Annotated in this window: 17 protein-coding genes and 6 pseudogenes; 8 read left to right on the forward strand and 15 right to left on the reverse strand. The window is 42.9% G+C overall.

The genetic code is table 11. The features are described 5' to 3' along the window. Positions 1 to 149: 149 nt before the first annotated feature. The 8 genes and pseudogenes from rlmE (at position 150) to glmM (ending at position 6450) form a co-directional block, all read left to right on the forward strand. Positions 150 to 779 (forward strand): 23S rRNA (uridine(2552)-2'-O)-methyltransferase RlmE, encoded by a 630-nt coding sequence (gene rlmE / locus AACL30_RS06920; protein ID WP_339058133.1) that lies wholly within the window; start codon positions 150 to 152, stop codon positions 777 to 779. Positions 780 to 827: 48 nt separating this feature from the next. Continuing rightward, positions 828 to 2756, forward strand: a complete 1929-nt coding sequence (gene ftsH / locus AACL30_RS06925) for an ATP-dependent zinc metalloprotease FtsH (protein WP_339058134.1) — start codon at positions 828 to 830, stop codon at positions 2754 to 2756. Positions 2757 to 2847: 91 nt separating this feature from the next. Further along, positions 2848 to 2949: pseudogene (locus tag AACL30_RS16455) on the forward strand (hypothetical protein); the annotation flags it as partial. 121 nt (positions 2950 to 3070) lie between these two features. Continuing rightward, positions 3071 to 3427: pseudogene (locus AACL30_RS06930) on the forward strand (transposase); the annotation flags it as partial. A gap of 103 nt (positions 3428 to 3530) precedes the next feature. Beyond that, a pseudogene (locus tag AACL30_RS06935) lies at positions 3531 to 3704 on the forward strand (transposase); the annotation flags it as partial. Between the two features lie 152 nt (positions 3705 to 3856). Beyond that, positions 3857 to 4148: pseudogene (locus AACL30_RS06940) on the forward strand (zinc ribbon domain-containing protein); the annotation flags it as partial. 104 nt (positions 4149 to 4252) lie between these two features. Continuing rightward, on the forward strand, positions 4253 to 5107 hold the full coding sequence (gene folP, locus AACL30_RS06945; RefSeq protein ID WP_339058135.1) for a dihydropteroate synthase: 855 nt from the start codon (positions 4253 to 4255) through the stop codon (positions 5105 to 5107). After that, positions 5107 to 6450: a phosphoglucosamine mutase gene (gene glmM, locus AACL30_RS06950; RefSeq protein ID WP_339058136.1), complete on the forward strand. Its 1344-nt coding sequence runs from the start codon at positions 5107 to 5109 to the stop codon at positions 6448 to 6450. The genes folP and glmM overlap by 1 nt, the downstream gene beginning before the upstream one ends. Here glmM and AACL30_RS06955 read toward each other — a convergent pair. The 15 genes and pseudogenes from AACL30_RS06955 to prfB form a co-directional block, all read right to left on the reverse strand. Beyond that, a complete protein-coding gene (locus AACL30_RS06955) occupies positions 6362 to 6679 on the reverse strand; it encodes a hypothetical protein (protein ID WP_339058137.1) in 318 nt (105 codons plus the stop codon). The two genes, glmM and AACL30_RS06955, sit on opposite strands and share 89 nt — an antisense overlap. A 10-nt stretch (positions 6680 to 6689) precedes the next feature. Continuing rightward, positions 6690 to 7655, reverse strand: coding sequence for a ferrochelatase (gene hemH / locus AACL30_RS06960; protein ID WP_339058138.1), 966 nt, complete (start codon positions 7653 to 7655; stop codon positions 6690 to 6692). Between the two features lie 624 nt (positions 7656 to 8279). Next, a pseudogene (locus AACL30_RS06965) lies at positions 8280 to 8595 on the reverse strand (helix-turn-helix domain-containing protein); the annotation flags it as partial. Positions 8596 to 8888: 293 nt separating this feature from the next. Then, positions 8889 to 9257 carry a prepilin-type N-terminal cleavage/methylation domain-containing protein gene (locus AACL30_RS06970; protein ID WP_422389598.1) on the reverse strand — a complete coding sequence of 123 codons (369 nt, stop codon included), beginning with the start codon at positions 9255 to 9257 and terminating at the stop codon, positions 8889 to 8891. Between the two features lie 224 nt (positions 9258 to 9481). Continuing rightward, the gene (locus AACL30_RS06975; protein ID WP_339058140.1) at positions 9482 to 10147 is read right to left on the reverse strand and encodes a YgdB family protein; all 666 of its coding nucleotides are present in this window, start codon (positions 10145 to 10147) and stop codon (positions 9482 to 9484) included. Further along, the gene (locus tag AACL30_RS06980; protein ID WP_339058412.1) at positions 10144 to 10683 is read right to left on the reverse strand and encodes a prepilin peptidase-dependent protein; all 540 of its coding nucleotides are present in this window, start codon (positions 10681 to 10683) and stop codon (positions 10144 to 10146) included. Before AACL30_RS06980 ends, AACL30_RS06975 begins: the two co-directional genes overlap by 4 nt. 145 nt (positions 10684 to 10828) lie before the next feature. Further along, positions 10829 to 11356: a prepilin peptidase-dependent protein gene (locus AACL30_RS06985; protein ID WP_339058141.1), complete on the reverse strand. Its 528-nt coding sequence runs from the start codon at positions 11354 to 11356 to the stop codon at positions 10829 to 10831. 156 nt (positions 11357 to 11512) lie between these two features. After that, positions 11513 to 12250, reverse strand: a complete 738-nt coding sequence (locus tag AACL30_RS06990; protein WP_339058142.1) for a UDP-2,3-diacylglucosamine diphosphatase — start codon at positions 12248 to 12250, stop codon at positions 11513 to 11515. 9 nt (positions 12251 to 12259) lie between these two features. Beyond that, positions 12260 to 12754: a peptidylprolyl isomerase B gene (gene ppiB, locus AACL30_RS06995; protein ID WP_339058143.1), complete on the reverse strand. Its 495-nt coding sequence runs from the start codon at positions 12752 to 12754 to the stop codon at positions 12260 to 12262. Positions 12755 to 12832: 78 nt separating this feature from the next. Then, positions 12833 to 13645 (reverse strand): sugar-phosphatase, encoded by an 813-nt coding sequence (yidA, locus tag AACL30_RS07000; protein WP_339058144.1) that lies wholly within the window; start codon positions 13643 to 13645, stop codon positions 12833 to 12835. A 33-nt stretch (positions 13646 to 13678) separates the two neighbouring features. After that, on the reverse strand, positions 13679 to 13822 hold the full coding sequence (locus AACL30_RS07005) for a hypothetical protein (protein ID WP_339058145.1): 144 nt from the start codon (positions 13820 to 13822) through the stop codon (positions 13679 to 13681). An 80-nt stretch (positions 13823 to 13902) separates the two neighbouring features. Further along, a pseudogene (locus tag AACL30_RS07010) lies at positions 13903 to 14722 on the reverse strand (ISAs1 family transposase). Positions 14723 to 14916: 194 nt separating this feature from the next. Further along, positions 14917 to 16164: a tryptophan permease gene (gene mtr, locus AACL30_RS07015; protein WP_339058146.1), complete on the reverse strand. Its 1248-nt coding sequence runs from the start codon at positions 16162 to 16164 to the stop codon at positions 14917 to 14919. A gap of 215 nt (positions 16165 to 16379) precedes the next feature. Further along, the gene (gene lysS / locus AACL30_RS07020) at positions 16380 to 17894 is read right to left on the reverse strand and encodes a lysine--tRNA ligase (protein WP_339058147.1); all 1515 of its coding nucleotides are present in this window, start codon (positions 17892 to 17894) and stop codon (positions 16380 to 16382) included. Between the two features lie 9 nt (positions 17895 to 17903). Beyond that, positions 17904 to 19002, reverse strand: a protein-coding gene (prfB, locus tag AACL30_RS07025; protein ID WP_339058148.1) for a peptide chain release factor 2 whose coding sequence is annotated in 2 segments (ribosomal slippage) — positions 17904 to 18926 and positions 18928 to 19002 — 1098 coding nt in all. Because the reading frame shifts where the segments join, the coding sequence is not laid out codon by codon here. Between the last annotated feature and the right edge of the window lie 19 nt (positions 19003 to 19021).

A 19021-nucleotide genomic window follows, 5' to 3' on the forward strand; every position in this document is an offset into this window, starting at 1 on the left:
AGCGCTTTACTCCAATCTAGCGTATATGTGAGATTAATGTCCTATCTTGTTGTCGGAAATTTATCCTAAATGGGTTTTACTTCTCTAACCGTTAGGCTGAGGAAGATATTAATAAAATGTTTTGTGAATAATGATAGTTGGAAAATAGCATGGCTAATAAAAAGCGTTCTGCTAGCTCTAGCCGCTGGTTACAAGAACATTTTAGCGATAAATATGTATTGCAGGCACAGAAAAAAGGGCTGCGCTCACGTGCCTGGTTTAAACTTGATGAAATACAACGAAGTGATAAACTTTTTAGACTGGGAATGACTGTCGTTGATTTAGGTGCCGCCCCTGGAGGCTGGTCACAATACGCTGTCAGCCAGGTCGGAGAAAAGGGGCGTGTTGTTGCCTGTGATATATTGCCCATGGATCCCATCGTCGGAGTAGATTTTCTTCAAGGTAACTTTTGTGATGAGTCTATATTAAATGCTTTGCTTGAGCGAGTAGGCGATAAAAAAGTTCAAGTATTGATGTCTGATATGGCGCCAAACATGAGCGGCACTCCAGAAATTGACATACCGAGAGCGATGTATCTAGTTGAATTAGCATTAGATATGTGTCGTTTTATACTTGCACCGGGCGGTGGTTTTTTGGTGAAAGTGTTGCAGGGAAGTGGCTTTGATGAATACCTACGGGAAATTCGTTCCCTATTTATGAAGGTTAAAGTTCGTAAGCCAGATGCTTCACGTGCACGATCACGTGAAGTGTACATTGTAGCGACGGGACGAAAACTATAGTACCCTAACCGCTGTTTGTTAACACAGTTGTAATATGAGGTTAATCCCTTGAATGACATGGCGAAAAACCTAATACTCTGGTTAGTTATCGCAGTTGTATTGATGACTTTATTCCAGAGTTTTGGTCCCAACGAATCAAATGGGCGTAGAGTAGATTACTCTACTTTCATGTCTGATGTAATCCAAGATCAGGTTCGTGAAACACGGATAAATGGGCGTGAAATTAACGTTAAAAAGAAAGATAACAGCAGATATACGACCTTTATACCTGTCAATGATCCTAAGCTATTAGACACTTTATTGGCAAAAAATGTAAAAGTTGCTGGAGAACCACCAGAAGAACAAAGTTTATTGGCCTCTATTTTTATTTCCTGGTTCCCGATGCTGTTGTTAATTGGAGTCTGGATTTTCTTCATGCGTCAAATGCAAGGCGGAGGGGGCAGAGGTGCCATGTCCTTTGGCAAAAGCAAAGCACGCATGTTGACTGAAGATCAGATAAAAACGTCTTTTTCAGATGTTGCAGGTTGTGATGAAGCAAAAGAAGAAGTCAGTGAACTGGTTGAATACTTACGTGATCCTGGGCGTTTTCAAAAGCTAGGCGGTAAAATTCCGAAAGGCGTCTTGATGGTGGGACCGCCAGGAACCGGTAAAACTTTGCTGGCAAAAGCTATTGCTGGAGAAGCCAAAGTCCCCTTCTTTACTATTTCCGGCTCTGATTTCGTTGAAATGTTTGTCGGGGTCGGCGCGTCACGTGTCCGTGATATGTTTGAGCAAGCAAAAAAAACCGCGCCCTGTATTATCTTTATCGATGAAATCGATGCGGTGGGTCGGCAGCGAGGGGCAGGATTAGGCGGAGGGCACGATGAACGTGAACAAACGCTAAATCAAATGTTGGTCGAGATGGATGGCTTTGAAGGTAATGAAGGTATTATCGTGATCGCCGCAACCAATCGCCCTGATGTGCTTGATCCAGCATTGCTGCGCCCTGGCCGTTTTGATCGCCAAGTGGTGGTGGGGCTACCTGATGTGCGGGGTCGTGAACAAATTTTAAAAGTACATATGCGCCGTGTACCACTTGAAATTGATATGGATGCATCAGTTATTGCCCGTGGTACTCCTGGTTTTTCTGGTGCTGATTTAGCTAATTTAGTGAATGAAGCCGCCCTCTTTGCCGCTCGTAGCAATAAAAATGCGGTTTCTATGGTTGAGTTTGAAAAAGCCAAAGATAAAATTATGATGGGTGCAGAGCGGCGCTCAATGGTGATGACTGAAGAACAAAAGGAAGCTACCGCCTATCATGAAGCGGGACACGCGATAATCGGTCGTTTGGTACCAGAACATGACCCGGTACATAAGGTCACCATTATTCCGCGCGGGCGTGCACTTGGCGTAACTTTCTTCTTGCCGGAAGGAGATGCTATCAGTGCTAGCCGTCAGAAGTTGGAAAGCCAAATATCTACTTTATACGGCGGACGCCTCGCTGAAGAGCTCATCTATGGTACGGAGAAGGTTTCTACAGGTGCCTCAAATGATATTAAAGTTGCCACTTCTATCGCACGTAATATGGTAACCCAATGGGGTTTTTCCGAAAAATTGGGGCCTTTATTGTATGCAGAAGAAGAAGGCGAAATATTCTTAGGCCGTTCGGTAGCAAAAGCAAAGCATATGTCTGATGAAACCGCGCGAATTATCGATCAAGAAGTCAAACTGATTATCGAGCGTAATTATCAACGTGCTCGTAGCTTATTAATGAAAAATATGGATGTTTTACATACGATGAAAGCGGCCTTGATGAAATATGAAACCATCGATGCGCCCCAGATTGACGACCTGATGAACCGTGAACCAGTAATTCGTGTACCGGCCGGTTGGGATGAGGTAACAAAGGATAAACCGTCTGATAACGATGATCTCCCTAAAAAACCGATGTCCGTAGATGACTCACCTACACCGGATACCAGCAATCCTCTATCGTAATACTGATGAGATCATTTTAATAAATATTGTTGAGTTAAATAATGGCTTTGGGCGAAAAATTCCCAAGGCTGTTATTTTATTGCCGTGCTCAAAAAACTTTTTCCAGCAACGCGCTGCATTTCCGCGATTCAAAAAACGCGGACAAGGTGACGCCTTTCGCTATCCGCAGGGGATGAAACTCGATCAAACAAATATACCCTTCGCCTCTGAAGTCGCCGCTAGGCAAGCCAGGGCGACCGACCGATGAGCGTAGACATACCATGAAGGCGAGCACCCGCAGCCAACAACACGGCGGCTTCAAAGGTGAAGGGTATAGCCGTCTGTTTTTGCCAAAGTTAGGTTGGATAGGCTATCGCAACAGCTGCCAGGTTGTAGGTGTTGTTAAAAACGTCACGGTCAGCCAGTCCTGCGGCAAATAGTACGTCAGTATTCAGACAGAATATGAGGTTTTCGAACCGGCTCATACCTCAATGTCGATGATTGGGCTGGATGCAGGCATAGCAAAGTTAGTGACATTGTCAGATGGCACTATTTTTGAACCGGTGAACAGTTTTAAATCTAACCAGAAAAAACTCGCCAAGCGCCAGCGTGAAATGAGCCGAAAGGTAAAATTCAGCAACAACTGGAAAAAGGCCAAATGGCAAGTACAAAACCTGCATTCGCATATCAGTATAGCCGAATCAGTTTAATTTGATTCAAGACGGAGGAGCGCAGACAGTACAATAGTACGGCAAGCGACGACAACACAGAATCACATTAAACTGATTCGACTATAACATCCGCCGCGACTACCTTCATAAAGTCAGCACGACAATCAGCAAAAACCACGCGATGATCGTCATTGAAGACTTGAAGGTGGCCAACATGTCAAAATCAGCGGCGGGTACGGTTAGCCAACCCGGGTGCAACATCCGCGCTAAATCAGGCTTGAACCGTTCGATATTAGAATAGGAGACCTGTTGCTTAATAAAAAAAGAACGTTTTTTGGGCATTTTTTGAGGTCGTTTTTGTATTATCTAGTGTGAGAAAGTCGCTTAGAGGCCGTTTTAGAGCCTCTATGTTGCTTAATAAGCACATGATCCATTATTAGGCAACAGGCCTAGGGTTGGTATGAACTCCTCCGGCAACTTAAGTACAAGCAGCTTTGGTGAGGAGGTCAGGTGCTTGCCATTAATCCGGCCTACACCAGCCAGAAATGTGCTTACTGCGGATATACAGCGAAAGAAAATCGGCAGTCCCAAAGTAAGTTTAAGTGTCTGGAGTGCGGATATACAGAGAACGCCGATATCAACGGTGCACGTAATATTTTAGCGTCAGGGCATGCCGTATTAACCTGTGGATAGATGGCAGTTTTGCCGCTCGAGGAAGCAGGAACCCACCGAGGTGTGTTAGGCTTTCGTCTGAACGCGGTAGGGATCCTCGCCATTTAGGGCGGAGAGGATGTCAATTAAATAAGAAAATACTTAACTGACAAATCTTAAATAGAGTGAAACTTTATGAAGTTAACTGCTAAAAATCAGGTCTTAGATCTCAGCCAACCGCAAATCATGGGTATATTGAATGTCACTCCTGATTCATTTTCCGATGGAGGACAATACAGTAGCCTCGATAATGCATTACAACATGCCAAAATGATGATCACAGAAGGCGCAACCTTGATTGATATTGGTGGTGAATCGACTCGACCAGGGGCAACACCTGTGAGTGTAAAAGAAGAGCTTGATCGCGTGATCCCCGTGATTAAGTGTTTAGCAACAGAGGAGCTAGTAATAAAGCGTAAAATTTGGCTGTCTGTTGATACTTCTAAGGCAGCGGTTATCACTGAAGCCGCTAAGAATGGCGCTCACTTAATCAACGATGTACGGGCACTACAAGAACCAGGGGCATTGGAGGCAGCGGCAGCAACCGGTCTACCGGTTTGTCTCATGCACATGCAGGGTACACCGGATAATATGCAAGTAGCGCCCAATTATGAAAATTTATTTGATCAAATAAATCAATTTTTCCAGCAACGTATCAAAAGCTGTACAACGGCGGGTATCGCACAAGAGAAATTAATACTGGATCCCGGTTTTGGTTTTGGGAAAAGTTTAGAACATAACTACCAACTATTAGCACAGCTAGAAAAATTTCATCATTTTAATTTGCCGTTATTAGTCGGGATATCAAGAAAATCGATGGTAGGACAATTAGTCAAGGCTCCCCCCGCACAGCGGGTTACAGGCAGTATCGCTTGTGCGGTGATCGCAGCGATGCAAGGAGCAAAAATTATTAGAGTGCATGACGTTAAGGAAACCGTTGAGGCAATGCATATCGTCAAAGCAACACTGATATCGAAGGAACAAAATTAATGACAAATCACCGTAAATACTTTGGTACCGATGGCATTCGTGGCAAAGTTGGCGAGGCGCCGATTACCCCTGAATTTGTATTAAAGCTCGGATGGGCGGCTGGTCAAGTACTTGCGTGCCATGGCTCTCGTAAAATAATTGTCGGCAAAGATACCCGTATTTCCGGTTATATGTTGGAATCTGCGCTGGAAGCCGGTTTGGCGGCAGCGGGGTTATCGACATTACTGACTGGCCCGATGCCAACACCTGCCATCGCTTATTTGACCCGAACCTTTCGGGCTGAAGCCGGTATCGTTATTTCAGCCTCTCATAATCCTTTCGATGACAATGGCATTAAATTTTTTTCGATTGATGGAACGAAATTGCCTGATGAAATAGAAGAGGCTATTGAAGTAGAAATGCAAAAACCTCTGACTTGCGTTAAATCAGCTGAATTAGGTAAAGCCAGTAGAATTGTCGATGCGGCAGGGCGTTATATCGAATTTTGTAAAGTAACATTTCCGAATGCACTTAACCTGAATAATTTAAAAATTGTCGTCGATTGTGCCCATGGAGCAACCTATCATATTGCCCCTATTGTATTAGAAGAATTGGGCGCGACCGTCATTACCATCAATGCTGAACCCGATGGCGTGAATATTAATGAAGAATGCGGTGCAACTAATACCCTCTTATTGCAACAACATGTTATTAAAGAAGAAGCCGATTTAGGATTGGCGTTTGATGGTGATGGTGATCGACTAATAATGGTCGATAATAAGGGGAATAGAATAGATGGTGACCAAATTCTTTTCATTATCGCTCGCGAGAAATTACGTCAAAGGCAATTAGAAGGAGGGGTAGTAGGGACATTGATGAGTAATATGGGGTTAGAGCGAGGGCTAAAAAAATTGGGTATCCCTTTTATACGCTCGCAAGTGGGTGACCGCCATGTACTAGAGAAAATGAATGAAAACGGCTGGCGAATGGGAGCAGAGAACTCGGGTCATGTCATTTTGTTAGATCACACCACCACAGGGGACGGCATTGTAGCCGGTTTGCAAGTGCTGACTGCCATGGTGCGTAACAAGATGAGTTTGCATGATCTCTGTCGTGATATAAAACTATTGCCCCAAATTTTGGTCAACGTGCATTTTTCAGGGCATCATAACCCATTGGAATCAGCGGCAGTGACCGAGGTAACCAAACAAATTGAAGCTGATTTAGCAGCCCAAGGACGTGTGTTGTTACGTAAATCAGGTACTGAGCCATTAATTAGAGTGATGGTTGAAGCTGATAAAGATGAAAAGCAAGTGAGATTGTTAGCAAATCGCATCGCAGAGGTAATAAAGACAGTCGGTTAACGACTAGAGGGGCAAGTTTATACCCTTCGCCTTTCAAGTTACGGCGGCGTTGGCTGCGGGTGCTCGCCGAATCACGTAGTATGTCTACGCTCATCGGTCGGTCGCCCTTGCCGCCTGCCGTAACTCGAAATTCATTGGGTATACACATAGAAGCTGGATTATTAAGAGGCTGAATAAAGCCATTATCCGCCAAACCGAAGACAATTTGGCTCGGTGAGATAACACACATCTATTATTTTTTATAATATATTTTCAGCTACCAACTGCTGTAACAAATCAATATGCGCTGATTGGTCATTTAATGCCGGGATATATTCGAACTTTTCTCCACCCGCTTTTAGAAATATCCCACGGTTCTGTTGTTTGATTTCTTCTAAGGTTTCTAAACAGTCGGCGGCAAATCCTGGGCAAATAACTTGAATATGTTTCACCCCTTGAGCCGGTAATTTTTTTAACGTTTTATCAGTATAGGGCATTAACCAAGGCTCACGACCAAAGCGTGATTGATAGGCCATAATCATTTTATCTTCTGACCAAGGTGTTAAAGCAGCGCTCAGCGCACGGAAGGTATGTTCACAACAATGTGGATAATCATCACCCAGTTTTGCATAACGCTTAGGAATACCATGAAACGAAAGCATTAATTTATCTGGTTGACCGTGTTGGTTAAATGAACGTTCAACACTTTGTTTTAACGCATGAATATAGGTTGGATGCTCGGCATAATCACGGATAAATTGAATCGAGGGTAGACGGCGGTAGCTTTTTAAAATATTGGCAACCGCGTCCCAAGCGGCAGCACTGGTTGTCGCGGAGTATTGTGGATAAAGTGGCAAGATAATGAGTTTAGTCAGGTCGTGTGACAGTAACGTTTTGATCGCCTTGGCTAAACAGGGTGAACCGTAGCTCATGCCTAACTCAACAGGAATATCAGGCAATCGCGCTGCCAAGGCTTTCTGTTGCCGTTGGCTGTAGACGAGCAATGGCGAACCCTCTTCCATCCAGATGGATTGATAAAGTTTAGCCAGGCGGGGCGCACGAAACGGTAAAATCACCGCATGTAACAATGGCCACCATAGCCAAGGAGATCTGTCTATAACTCTGTGATCACTGAGAAATTGTGCCAAATAACGCTTGATAGCAGGCACTGTGGGCATATCAGGCGTACCCAGATTAACCATGAGCACACCAACCTTATTGTGCATTTACCCAATCCTCCTGCTATTCATTATATAAAGCATGGCTTATCAACCCCATCTTATCAGACGAAAAGCTAAACAAAGCAGAAATGTTAACTATCATTTTTAATTACGGCAACCTTTTATTTAAATATTTAACGTACGGATAACATTTAAAATGTTTGCGCAAAATCCTCCGCCCATAGCGAGTTATTTTGGTAGAAAGTGGGGCAACACCGACTAATCACTTAAGTTTATCTTGATTTTGGATGTAGTCTTTCAATTATTCTCCTCAATGCCACTAAAGATACTGGACTTTCGGTGATGACAATATGGCTGGCATTAAAGCTGCGTCAAATATGATAAATGAACCAGAATCATTGATATCCTCCTCGCCCTAAAGGGTGATGATTCCCACAGCGTTCAGACCGAAATCTGACTCACTTCGGCGGACTCCTGCTTCATCGAGCGGCCTAAAGATGCCATCTCTCCCACAAGCCAACGCGACATACCTCGCCACGAAATATAATATTGCCGAATCAGTCTAATTTGATTCAAGGCGGAGGAGCGCAGACAATACAAATAGTACGGCAAGCGACGACGACACAGAATCAAATTAGACTGATTCGGCTATATACCCTTCGCCCTTTGATAGCGGAATGCATCATTTTGCCTGTGTTTTTTAAACCGTGGGACATGAAAGCACGTTAGTTTTTATAGGCGTGTTCAAGGTCTTTTAACGCTTGCTGCAAAGGTTAAGACGGTGCTTCTTTCAACCACTTGTCAGTGAGGCTTTCCACTCTATACGCCATGAGGCCATTTTGGTGTGGATGTACTTGTTTCCTTCCTCATGGTTTTGAGCGTGGTTGAAAACAAAACGATAAGCCCCCTCTGCAAAGCGTGGCATATCACTCTCCTGATGACTATTCAGCCTTAACTGGAATTTGAAGGCTTGTAGTCGTTGCATTCCGGTGATTATACTTTGGTCTATGAAAAATGAAACTGATATTAGCCTTAGTAAACCCATGTATACCCAATGAATTTCGAGTTACGGCAAGGGTGTGAGACCGATGAGCGTAGACATACTACGTGATTCGGCGAGCACCTGCAGACAACAAAGCCGTAACTTGAAAGGCGAAGGGTATATGCACTGATTTTAATGTTGAACTGGTTGATATGGATAGTGAACGGGATCACGGATCAACTACCCACCCAAGCTGGCTACATCCAGCCTAGTTAACCGTCTTTAAGATACTCAACTTATTTTTCTGAACCACAAAACCAGCGACTCAAATTGACATTTTGCTTTTGTGGCGTGGTAACCCTAACATTTAGTTTTATACAATCTTCAGCGAGCGGCTCTCTACTCTGAGTGTATTGCCAATTTTTGGCAGGCTCTGGTAGCTGAGCTCCAGACAGAAATGTATCTTTATTGGTTAAAATTTCAATGTTTTGTTGGGCGAGTGACCACGCTTGTCTTAGTTGCCATTGCTGCTGAAAACGTTGTAGTAATGTTTGTTGGTATTGCAGTAGTCCAAGTAAAGATACTGAGAGTAATAAAGCTGCAATAACGACTTCTGGTAGACTGAAACCTTGCTGGTATGTCAATCGCCTATTTTTTTTCGGTATTACCCGTTTTTGATTATAAAAATCCTGACTATCCCCTTCGTCTTTGAAGCCGCCGCGTTGTTGGCTGCAGGTGCTCGTCGAATCACGTAGTCTATTTACGCTCATCGGTCGGTCGCCCTGGCAGCCGAAGGCAACTTCAAAAACGAAGGGGATACACTCCTGGGATTCGATTGATTGCCGCTTTGCCGTAACGCGAAATTCATTGGGTATATAAAATATTTTAATTAGTCGGCACAAAATTTTTCATCTCTCTCTGGACAAAAATCAAGCCACCGTTGTGCAATACCCACTACTTTTTGCAGTTCTATAGCAGAAGGATCTATTACCGGAGCAACCTGTTGGTATAAAACAATCTTTTGAGTTTGGTTGGGCACCGTGCCTTCTCCTTTTAACCATAGTAGGTTAGAGGCTGCCGCTGCTTTAATGCAGGCTTTGAGGCCATGGAATGCTTGTGTTTCACACGTCCATTTTCCGTAATATCGCGACTTGTTATATTGCAAGGATTTAAGTGGCCAACGGCGAGTTATCCCCCAGCTCAGTGACGAAGCTGCTTGGTTGTAAGCTTGTAGGTAAGATTGTTCGTGATGAGTAATGCGAATAGCATATTCTAATTGACGGTGTAGCCCCGTTAATAGCAGTAGGCTCAACGTAAAAAATATCATTACAGTTATTAGAATGCAGCTACCTTGCTGATATACCCTTTGCCTTTGAAGCCGCCGTATTGTTGGTTGCGGGTGTTCGCCCGAATTACCTAGTTGTCTACGCTCATCGGTCGGTCGCCCTGGCCGCTTAGCGGCAACTTCAAAGACGAAGGCTATATACTTCGGGGATTCGATTGATTGCCACCTTGCCGTAACGCGAAATTCATTGGGTATGTACAGTGATTTCATAAATTTTTACCATTAATTACACTGTTTATCTGCAACTGAATCCTGGGATTGCGTACTGAATGACCGGAAAGTTGCAATTTGAATAAATTCCCTGGTGTTAAATCGTTTAAATCTGTGATTGTAAAATGGGTTATTTGGATTTCTTGTGGATCAAATAGTTTTTCCCAACCATTACCAAAACAAGTTTTGCCGCCTCGCTGCGCCTCTAAGGATCCATTGTGTAGCCGATAACCAAAATATTCAGAATTTTCATGCCCTTCTTCTTCCCAGTAGCCATTACGATTAAGATCATAAGCAATGATTATGCAGGAATTTTCAATTTCACCTCGATATTGACTAAGGGTTATTGCCGATCCGTAACATTTTTTTTTACAAAATCCTGCCCGCCGTAAATCTTTTTCAATAGTAAAGATGCCTTGTCTCATTATCTGTTCAAGTCGGTAATGCTGATACAGGATTGAAACTTGCTGGCGAAATTGTGGATAAATTTTTACCGCGCTCAATAAAATCAAACTACCAAAACTCAACGCTATCATTATCTCTGGTAATGTGAATCCTGTATTACGTTGATATATTTTTTGCCTTTGAAGCCGTTGCGTTATTAGCTGCTGGTATAGATTAAATTTATACACAATTTTATTTTCTCTAATTGTGACCCGTCGTATGCTCTTCTGGTTTTGGTTAACGACAGGCGGTAATGCCTGCTATCGATTTATTTTCACTACATAGTCTCATTCTGCCCCGATTTGATATAACTAGCCGAATACGTCCTGCTGAATTAGAGAGAACAAAGTGTCCGGGCTGGGCTGTATTGCGCCGTCCATAAAATCCCATTTCATTTTGTGCAAAGGTATTTAATAAAATATCGTTATAAGCTGGGGCATATACCTTATTATTTTTTTCCTCACAGGATCTTTTCCCTATGCCGCCACTGCCAACACAGGATCCATTAGCCTGGTGTATCCACAGCGAAATAGTACGGTTACTCCAGTCAGCATCAGCTTTAATCTGAGTGAGAAAAGATAGCAGCTGTTGTGCACTCATCACCAAACGTTCCCGTTGTTGATAGCGATACCAATTTTTTCCACCCCAAATCGCCATTAGGCTAGCCAAAAAAATAACAAGCATTAATTCGATTAGGCTAATACCTTTTTGTTTTACGATAAGGTGGTTGATTTTGATTGGTTTTATTGCAACATGGGTTTTCATGTGGCCATTGTAGATCAGGTAAATGATAAATTCAGAGTGGAAGATAAAAACGTGAAAACGGTTCGCAAAATATTAGCCAAACTTTCAACAATACATTATATGTTGTGAATAAGTTCACAGTTTCAGTTTATTGGCTGTGAGACATGATAAAGAGGATTATAGAGGAAAGCGGATCAACTCAATGGTTTCTGGAGAGACTTTAATCATCGAGCCTTCATTATGCCATGCCCCTAATACGGCTCGATGAACGGTTTTTATCGGTGATGTTGTTATTGACAATTCAATAGAATGGATAGCAGGACGGTGGGTATGTCCGTGAATCATCCAATCAACATGGTAACGTTGTAATGCATCAATAACGGCTTGTTGATTCACGTCCATAATGGTTTCCGATTTATCGCTATTACTTTGTTGGCTACGATGACGTAACTGCATTGCAATATGGTAACGGAGATGAAAAGGTAACCACAAAAAAAAACGCTGAATTACTGGATTATGTACTACACGGCGAAAACGTTGGTAGGCAATATCGTCAATACATAAAGTGTCACCATGCAATAGTAAGATTTTACGACCATACAAGGTCACGATTTTTTCTTGCGCGAGCAACGTCATTTTACTTTCGGCAGCAAAATTTTTGCCGATCAAAAAATCCCGATTACCGTGAATAAAATAGCAAGGAACACCTTGTTGTTGTAGCGATTTTAATGCCCCGGCCACTTGTCTGTGTAGTGGCTCGGGGTCATCATCACCAATCCAGGTATCAAAAAGATCACCCAAAATATATAAACTATCAGCATGAAGCACTTCACGTTGTAAAAAACGCATAAAATTAGCGGTAATCTCAGGGCGCTGAACGCTAAGATGTAAATCTGCAATAAAAATCGTGCTCATGCTGTAAAGTTATTCACTGCAAGTGACATGTGTAATGATGACATCTTCTTTCGGCACATCTTGATGGATACCGTGAGAGCCGGTTACCATTTCTTTTATTTTATCAACCACATCCAAACCTGCGGTCACTTCTGCAAAAACACAGTAGCCCCACTCATTAGTTTTTTCTGACCGAAAATTTAGGAAATCATTATCAACAACATTAATAAAAAATTGAGTGCTGGCTGAATGTGGATCATTGGTTCGCGCCATTGCCAGCGTGCCCCGAGTATTTTTTAGGCCGTTATTCGCTTCATTTTTGATTGAAGGCTGTGTTTTTTTTTCTTGCATCTTTGGCTTGAAGCCACCACCTTGGATCATAAATCCATTGATAACACGATGAAAAATAGTATCGTTGTAAAATCCTTGGCGGCAATGTTGTAAAAAATTCTCCACGGTAATGGGAGCCTTATTATTAAAAGTATTAATAACAATATCACCGTGATTGGTATGAAGAGTAACCATATTATCCCTATTAAATATAATTAAAGTGCCATTTAAGCAGCTCTTATAGCATATCGATATGACTGAATCAGTTAGGATTTAATTCAAAACATATTTTTTAATTGCGTGCGCAACACCGTCCTCTGCATTGCTGTGGGTGGTATATTGGGCTATTTTTTTCAGTTCGGGAATGGCGTTTCCCATGGCGACACCGATACCTGCATAATGGATCATTTCGCTATCATTAGCTTGGTCGCCCAATGCCATAACATTTTCTTGAGCAATGCCAAGGTGCTCTGCCAGTATTTTCACCCCAGCGCCTTTATTGGCTTGTTTATTCAAAATTTCTAGAAAATGCGCTGCGCTTTTTACAAAAGTAAAGCGTTTATGTACATCTTCCGGAATGCGGGCAATGGCGTTATCTAATATTTCAGGTTCATCAACCATCATGAGTTTAGGAAAACGTGATGTGGTATTCATTTCACTGACAGCACGACGTTTCATCGGAATACCGGTCAGTGCAACCTCATGCAACGTATATTTGCTAACATTTTGATTGGCGGTGTATAAACAATCAAAATCAATAGCATGGAAATGCACCCCTAAGTTTCGTGCCAATGCTTCTAATTCGAGATAATCGGCAAAACTCAGCGTCTCCTGTGATATACATTCCCCAGTCATGGCTTTTTGTACCAGTGCGCCATTACTGGTGATACAAAAATTATGCTCATTATGTAAATTCAATTCATGTAGATGTTTTTGTACTCCGATATAAGATCGCCCTGTCGTCAGTACGACATACACTCCTTTTTGTTTAGCGTCATGTATAGCCTGTTTTACCGCTGGAGTAATAGTATGATTTGGATCGAGTAGGGTTCCATCCATATCAATTGCAATTAATTTAATAGCCATAATGCTCTCCTTGATTCAGCTACTGTCACCATACTACAAAATAGGGTATGAGTGAAATCTACTTGTATACCCTTCGCCTTTGAAGCCGCCGCGTTGTTGGCTGCGGGTGTTCGCCTCATTAGGTAGTTTATCTACGCTCATCGGTCTCACCCCCTGGCAGCCTAGCGGCAACTTCAAGGGCTGTGGGTATATTAGACCTCTTTCGAAACGGTAGTTCGTTATGCGAAGCCAGGGCGGGATTCCACTTTGCTGATATTTTATCCAAAAATAAGTTGACTGCGAAAATCGGCTGACCAGGCGGCTTTTCTACGTTTACTGGCAATGCTGTCTTGTTTGCCTTTATGTTGTTTAATCAGGCTCAAGGCAACACGATTGAAAAGAGCCATATGTGCGGCGCCCTCCGGCGCCTTTATCGAGAGTTCATCTTCTCTAAACACCACATCCAGAACCCAGGGTAGCAAATTGCTGTTTTACCTGTTCAAACAGTGTCTTTTGGTTGGCTTTAAGCTGCACGACAAAATCACCGTTGCGTTGCGTGATAAGTGATAACGTTGAGGTTTGGCAATGCAATGAATCGAGCGTCACAATCGCATTATCCAACGCTAATGCATCGATGATTTGACGAGCGAGTTCGCCTTCTTTGCCCTTACTGTTTGCTGCTTTTTGATAGAGCGTAATACCGGCGTCAACCTCATAGGCACTGACGGTATGTAAGGCGGTACAAATCTCTTCAGACCAGCTTCTGCGTAAGGTTTTACCGTCGAGTGCTATCAGCGTCCTACCCGTTCGCTCACGTCGTTCATTAATCCATGAAAGCAAGGTTTGAACCAGTAAATCTGTATCTAATGCATTGATAATGTTAGCAATGCAATGGCGGCGTGGGAGGCCGCTTTGATAAGTGCCATACTTTTTTAGCCAATCGAGCTGAGCTTCGCCAAAATCCTGGATAGATTTCCATCCCCAGGCTCCACTTAACACCGCGGCAAAAACTAAGAAAATCACATCGATCAATTGGTGCTTAATATTGATATCTTTACGCGGGTCAGGAATCAGGGCTAATTGCTTTAAAATGCTCATGGTTAGATATTCATTAGGACAAATACTCTTATGATCATTCTGCCTACATAGAGTTCAAATTAAAGTGGGATCCCGCCCTGATGCGAAGCCAAGGCGCCCGGCGCACAGCAACCTTCGTTGCCATGCGAGTACATGAGGATTGCGCGCACCGGGCAACGCAGGATTCGTATCACTCGGTAGGTTTCCAAAGAAGTTTATTGATAGACCGGTAATAAATTTAACAACGTAGCAATAGGTATGCACGCATTAAGCAGGCCAAAAATCACAATAAAAATGATCATCGCCTGGCCTCCTGGGACTTGATAACTCGCCTGTGGAAAACGACAGCGACTAGCACGTGCCATTAGCGCCGGAACAATAACCGCCCAGATGGTCGCGGCTAAACCCGCAAAACCGATGGCATACAAGAAACCATTAGGAAAACACAGTGCGCCTAACGTGGGAGGCAAAAAAGTCAAAAGCGCGGTTTTAGCACGGCCACTTTTTTCATCGGAAAATTTAAAAAAATCGGCTATATAATCAAATAGGCCAAGTGATACGCCTAAAAATGAACTGGTTAGTGCCATATAAGAGAAGGCATTAAGCAACTGATTGGTGAGACGACTATCGCAGATGGTATCCATGTTTTTGAGTAGACTGCCAATGTTACCTCCCTCGGCAATAATTTGTTTAAAAACATCACGGGTTATATTCCCTTGAATAACAAATTGCCACAGAAGATAAATGATTAACGCAATTAAGGTGCCATACAATAGGCAACTTACTACGGCGCGACTATTTTTTTGATAATATTTCACTAATCCAGGGACGTTACCGTGATAACCAAAGGACGTTAAGAGATAAGGTAATGCTGCTAATGCATAGGGTAAATAACGAGCATTATTATCATCTTGATCAAATAACACTTTGATTTGGACATGTGTAAACATGTCGCTGACTGAAAAAACAAAACTGACTATCATGCCAATAATTAAAATCGTGCTTAAACGGTCAACCGCACGAGTAGATAACCAAACGATAAAGGTGACGATCAAGGCAAAAATCAAAGTCGCTTCGGTTTGATTCACATCCACTATTTTTTCCAACGTGTGAGAGGTTATCGACCCCCCAGCGGAAATATAGGCATAAGTTAAAATATATAATACAAAGATAATCGACAGGCCGTTGATAGCACTCCATACCTTGCCCAACAGATCACCGACCATGGTGTGAAAACTGGCACCGGTTGGATAGTTAAGATTGACTTCTAAGATCATTAAGCCAGAAATAAACATGCAAACCCAGGTATAGGTCAGTAGCAGCACAGCGCCACTAAACCATACGCCCGCTGTTACAATGGGAATTGAAAACATACCAGCACCCACAGCAGTACCGGCAACAATCATGGTTCCCCCAAAGATGGACGGTCTGCACCCGGCTCGTTGAGATGACATTATCGACATAGAGGGTTCCTAGAATATTTAAACAACATTTCTTGCTGATCGAACGAGGCTTTCCAATTTAAAGGTAATTTAATAGACTTCTTGCAAAACCGTAGCGAGGGGTGTGAAGTCAAGGCGCCCGGAGCGGAGCAACCTTCGTTACCACGCGAGTACATGAGGATTGCGAGCACCGCGTAACGCCGAATTCACACCACGCAGTAGGTTATGCAAGAAGTCTAATGGGGACGCATGGCTGGGAACAGTATGACATCACGAATGCTATGGCTATTGGTAAACAGCATCACCATACGATCAATACCAATACCGAGACCCGCGGTGGGTGGCATGCCATGTTCTAATGCTGTCACGTAATCTTTATCATAGAACATCGCTTCGTTGTCTCCTTCTGTCCGCGCCTCCACTTGTGCCTTGAAACGTTCGGCTTGATCTTCCGCATCGTTCAATTCAGAGAAGCCATTACCTATTTCACGCCCGCCGATAAAAAATTCAAAACGATCAGTGATAAAGGTATTATCGTCGTTACGACGAGCTAATGGTGAGACTTCTGCCGGATACTCAGTAATAAAGGTGGGCTGTATTAGATGCTCTTCAGCTGTTGCTTCAAAAATTTCACACTGAATGCGACCTAATCCCCAATTTTTATCTATTTTAATGCCGAGAGATTGGGCAATCTTTACCGCTTTATCCATTTTATCAAGATCGGGTGCATCAATTTGCGAACAATATTGGCAAATCGCCTCTTTCATTGTCAATCTGGCAAAGGGCTTAGCGAAATCAAATTTTTGATCATCATAAGAGACCTCTGTGGTACCCAATACAGCTGCTGCCAGTGTACGAAAAAGTTCTTCGGTTAGTTTCATCAAATCACGGTAATCGGCATAGGCCATGTAGAGTTCCATCATGGTGAACTCTGGATTGTGGCGGGATGAAAGGCCTTCATTACGGAAATTACGGTTAATTTCGAATACACGTTCAAAACCGCCAACCACTAAGCGTTTCAAATACAGTTCAGGGGCAATACGCAGGTACATATCGATATCGAGCGCATTATGATGAGTGATAAAAGGCCGCGCCACCGCGCCACCGGGGATCACCTGCATCATGGGGGTTTCCACTTCCATAAAGCCTTTATCCACCATAAATTGGCGCATACCGGCAATCAGCTGTGATCGTATTTTAAATGTACGGCGGGCTTCTTCATTAACGATTAAATCAAGATAACGCTGACGATAACACATTTCTTTATCCGCAAGACCGTGAAATTTATCCGGCAGTGGACGCAATGCTTTTGTTAACAGGCGTAGTTCTGTGCAACGAATGGAAAGTTCGCCGGTTTTGGTTTTGAACAAGGTACCCTGCGCGCCTAAGATATCGCCTAAATCCCATTTTTTAAATTTTTCGTTATAAAATTCTTTTGGCAAATGATCACGCTCTACATATAACTGAATACACCCACCGGCATCTTGCAGCGTAACAAATGAGGCTTTGCCCATAATACGGCGGGTCATCATACGACCCGCAACCTTAACTTTGATATCAAGCTTGCTAAGATCATCATTATCTTTATTATCATATTGTTCATGCAACTCATGAGATAAAGCATCACGCCGGAAATCATTGGGGAAAGCGATGCCGTTTTCACGCACTGCCGCCAATTTTGTTTTGCGCACTTGTTGTTCGTTAAGCTCTGTTTCTGCTTGCTCAATGATTGATGGTTTTTGCTCTGACATTGATGTTCCTTATAACCCGGCTTTTAAACTTGCTTCGATAAATTTATCTAGATCGCCATCGAGGACAGCCTGTGTATTACGTGTTTCCACATTGGTGCGTAAATCTTTAATCCGTGCATCATCTAACACATAAGAGCGAATTTGACTGCCCCAGCCGATGTCTGATTTATTGTCCTCTTGCAGCTGCTTGTCCGCATTTTTTTTCTGCATTTCAAATTCGTATAGCTTTGCTTTCAGTTGCTGCATTGCCTGATCTTTATTTTTATGCTGTGAGCGATCATTTTGGCATTGAGTGACGATATTGGTAGGAATATGAGTAATACGGACGGCGGATTCAGTTTTATTGACATGTTGCCCACCAGCACCGGATGCACGATAAACGTCAATACGTAAATCTGCTGGGTTAATTTCAATATTAACCTTATCATCTATTTCAGGATAAACAAAAGCTGAACTGAAAGATGTGTGACGACGACCGCCAGAGTCAAACGGGCTTTTTCGCACTAAACGATGAACCCCGGTTTCTGTCCGTAACCAGCCAAAAGCATAATCGCCGATAATTTTAATCGTTGCCGATTTTAGCCCCGCCACGTCGCCGTCAGAGGAATCAATAATTTCTGTTTGAAAGCCTTTCGCGTCAGCCCAACGCAAATACATGCGTAGCAACATATTGGCCCAGTCTTGTGCTTCGGTTCCTCCCGAGCCGGCTTGCAAATCTAAATAACAGTTGGCGCTATCGTATTCCCCTGAAAACATACGCCGAAATTCTAATTGAGTGAGGTTATTTTCAACTGCTTTTAATTCAGCGAGAACTTCGTTAAAAGTTGCTTCATCATTTTCTTCAACGGCTAAATCCAGCAAGCCATTTACATCAGCCAATTGTCGCTCAAGTTGCTGAATGGTTAACACTATTGCTTCAAGCGTTGAGCGCTCTTTACCTAATTGCTGCGCATACTCTGGTTTATTCCAAACATCAGGTTGTTCCAGCTCAGCACTAACTTCTTCTAGTCTTTCTTGTTTGACATCATAGTCAAAGATACCCCCGAAGGATCTTTGTTCGTTCAGTAAAATCTTGAATACTTTTTTTTATCGGACTGATTTCAAACATAATAGTCATATCTTACGTT

It is taken from the genome of Candidatus Regiella endosymbiont of Tuberolachnus salignus (genome assembly GCF_964020115.1).
Classification (GTDB): Bacteria; Pseudomonadota; Gammaproteobacteria; order Enterobacterales; family Enterobacteriaceae; genus Regiella; species Regiella insecticola.

What these genes read in the sequence shown, in the direction of transcription:
- rlmE (WP_339058133.1), top strand. Translation starts at nt 150, where the DNA reads ATGGCTAATAAAAAGCGTTCTGCTAGCTCTAGCCGCTGGTTACAAGAA.
- folP (WP_339058135.1), top strand. Translation starts at nt 4,253, where the DNA reads ATGAAGTTAACTGCTAAAAATCAGGTCTTAGATCTCAGCCAACCGCAA.
- glmM (WP_339058136.1), top strand. Translation starts at nt 5,107, where the DNA reads ATGACAAATCACCGTAAATACTTTGGTACCGATGGCATTCGTGGCAAA.
- AACL30_RS06955 (WP_339058137.1), bottom strand. Translation starts at nt 6,679, where the DNA reads ATGTGTGTTATCTCACCGAGCCAAATTGTCTTCGGTTTGGCGGATAAT.
- hemH (WP_339058138.1), bottom strand. Translation starts at nt 7,655, where the DNA reads ATGCACAATAAGGTTGGTGTGCTCATGGTTAATCTGGGTACGCCTGAT.
- AACL30_RS06975 (WP_339058140.1), bottom strand. Translation starts at nt 10,147, where the DNA reads ATGAAATCACTGTACATACCCAATGAATTTCGCGTTACGGCAAGGTGG.
- AACL30_RS06980 (WP_339058412.1), bottom strand. Translation starts at nt 10,683, where the DNA reads ATGATAGCGTTGAGTTTTGGTAGTTTGATTTTATTGAGCGCGGTAAAA.
- AACL30_RS06985 (WP_339058141.1), bottom strand. Translation starts at nt 11,356, where the DNA reads ATGAAAACCCATGTTGCAATAAAACCAATCAAAATCAACCACCTTATC.
- AACL30_RS06990 (WP_339058142.1), bottom strand. Translation starts at nt 12,250, where the DNA reads ATGAGCACGATTTTTATTGCAGATTTACATCTTAGCGTTCAGCGCCCT.
- ppiB (WP_339058143.1), bottom strand. Translation starts at nt 12,754, where the DNA reads ATGGTTACTCTTCATACCAATCACGGTGATATTGTTATTAATACTTTT.
- yidA (WP_339058144.1), bottom strand. Translation starts at nt 13,645, where the DNA reads ATGGCTATTAAATTAATTGCAATTGATATGGATGGAACCCTACTCGAT.
- mtr (WP_339058146.1), bottom strand. Translation starts at nt 16,164, where the DNA reads ATGTCGATAATGTCATCTCAACGAGCCGGGTGCAGACCGTCCATCTTT.
- lysS (WP_339058147.1), bottom strand. Translation starts at nt 17,894, where the DNA reads ATGTCAGAGCAAAAACCATCAATCATTGAGCAAGCAGAAACAGAGCTT.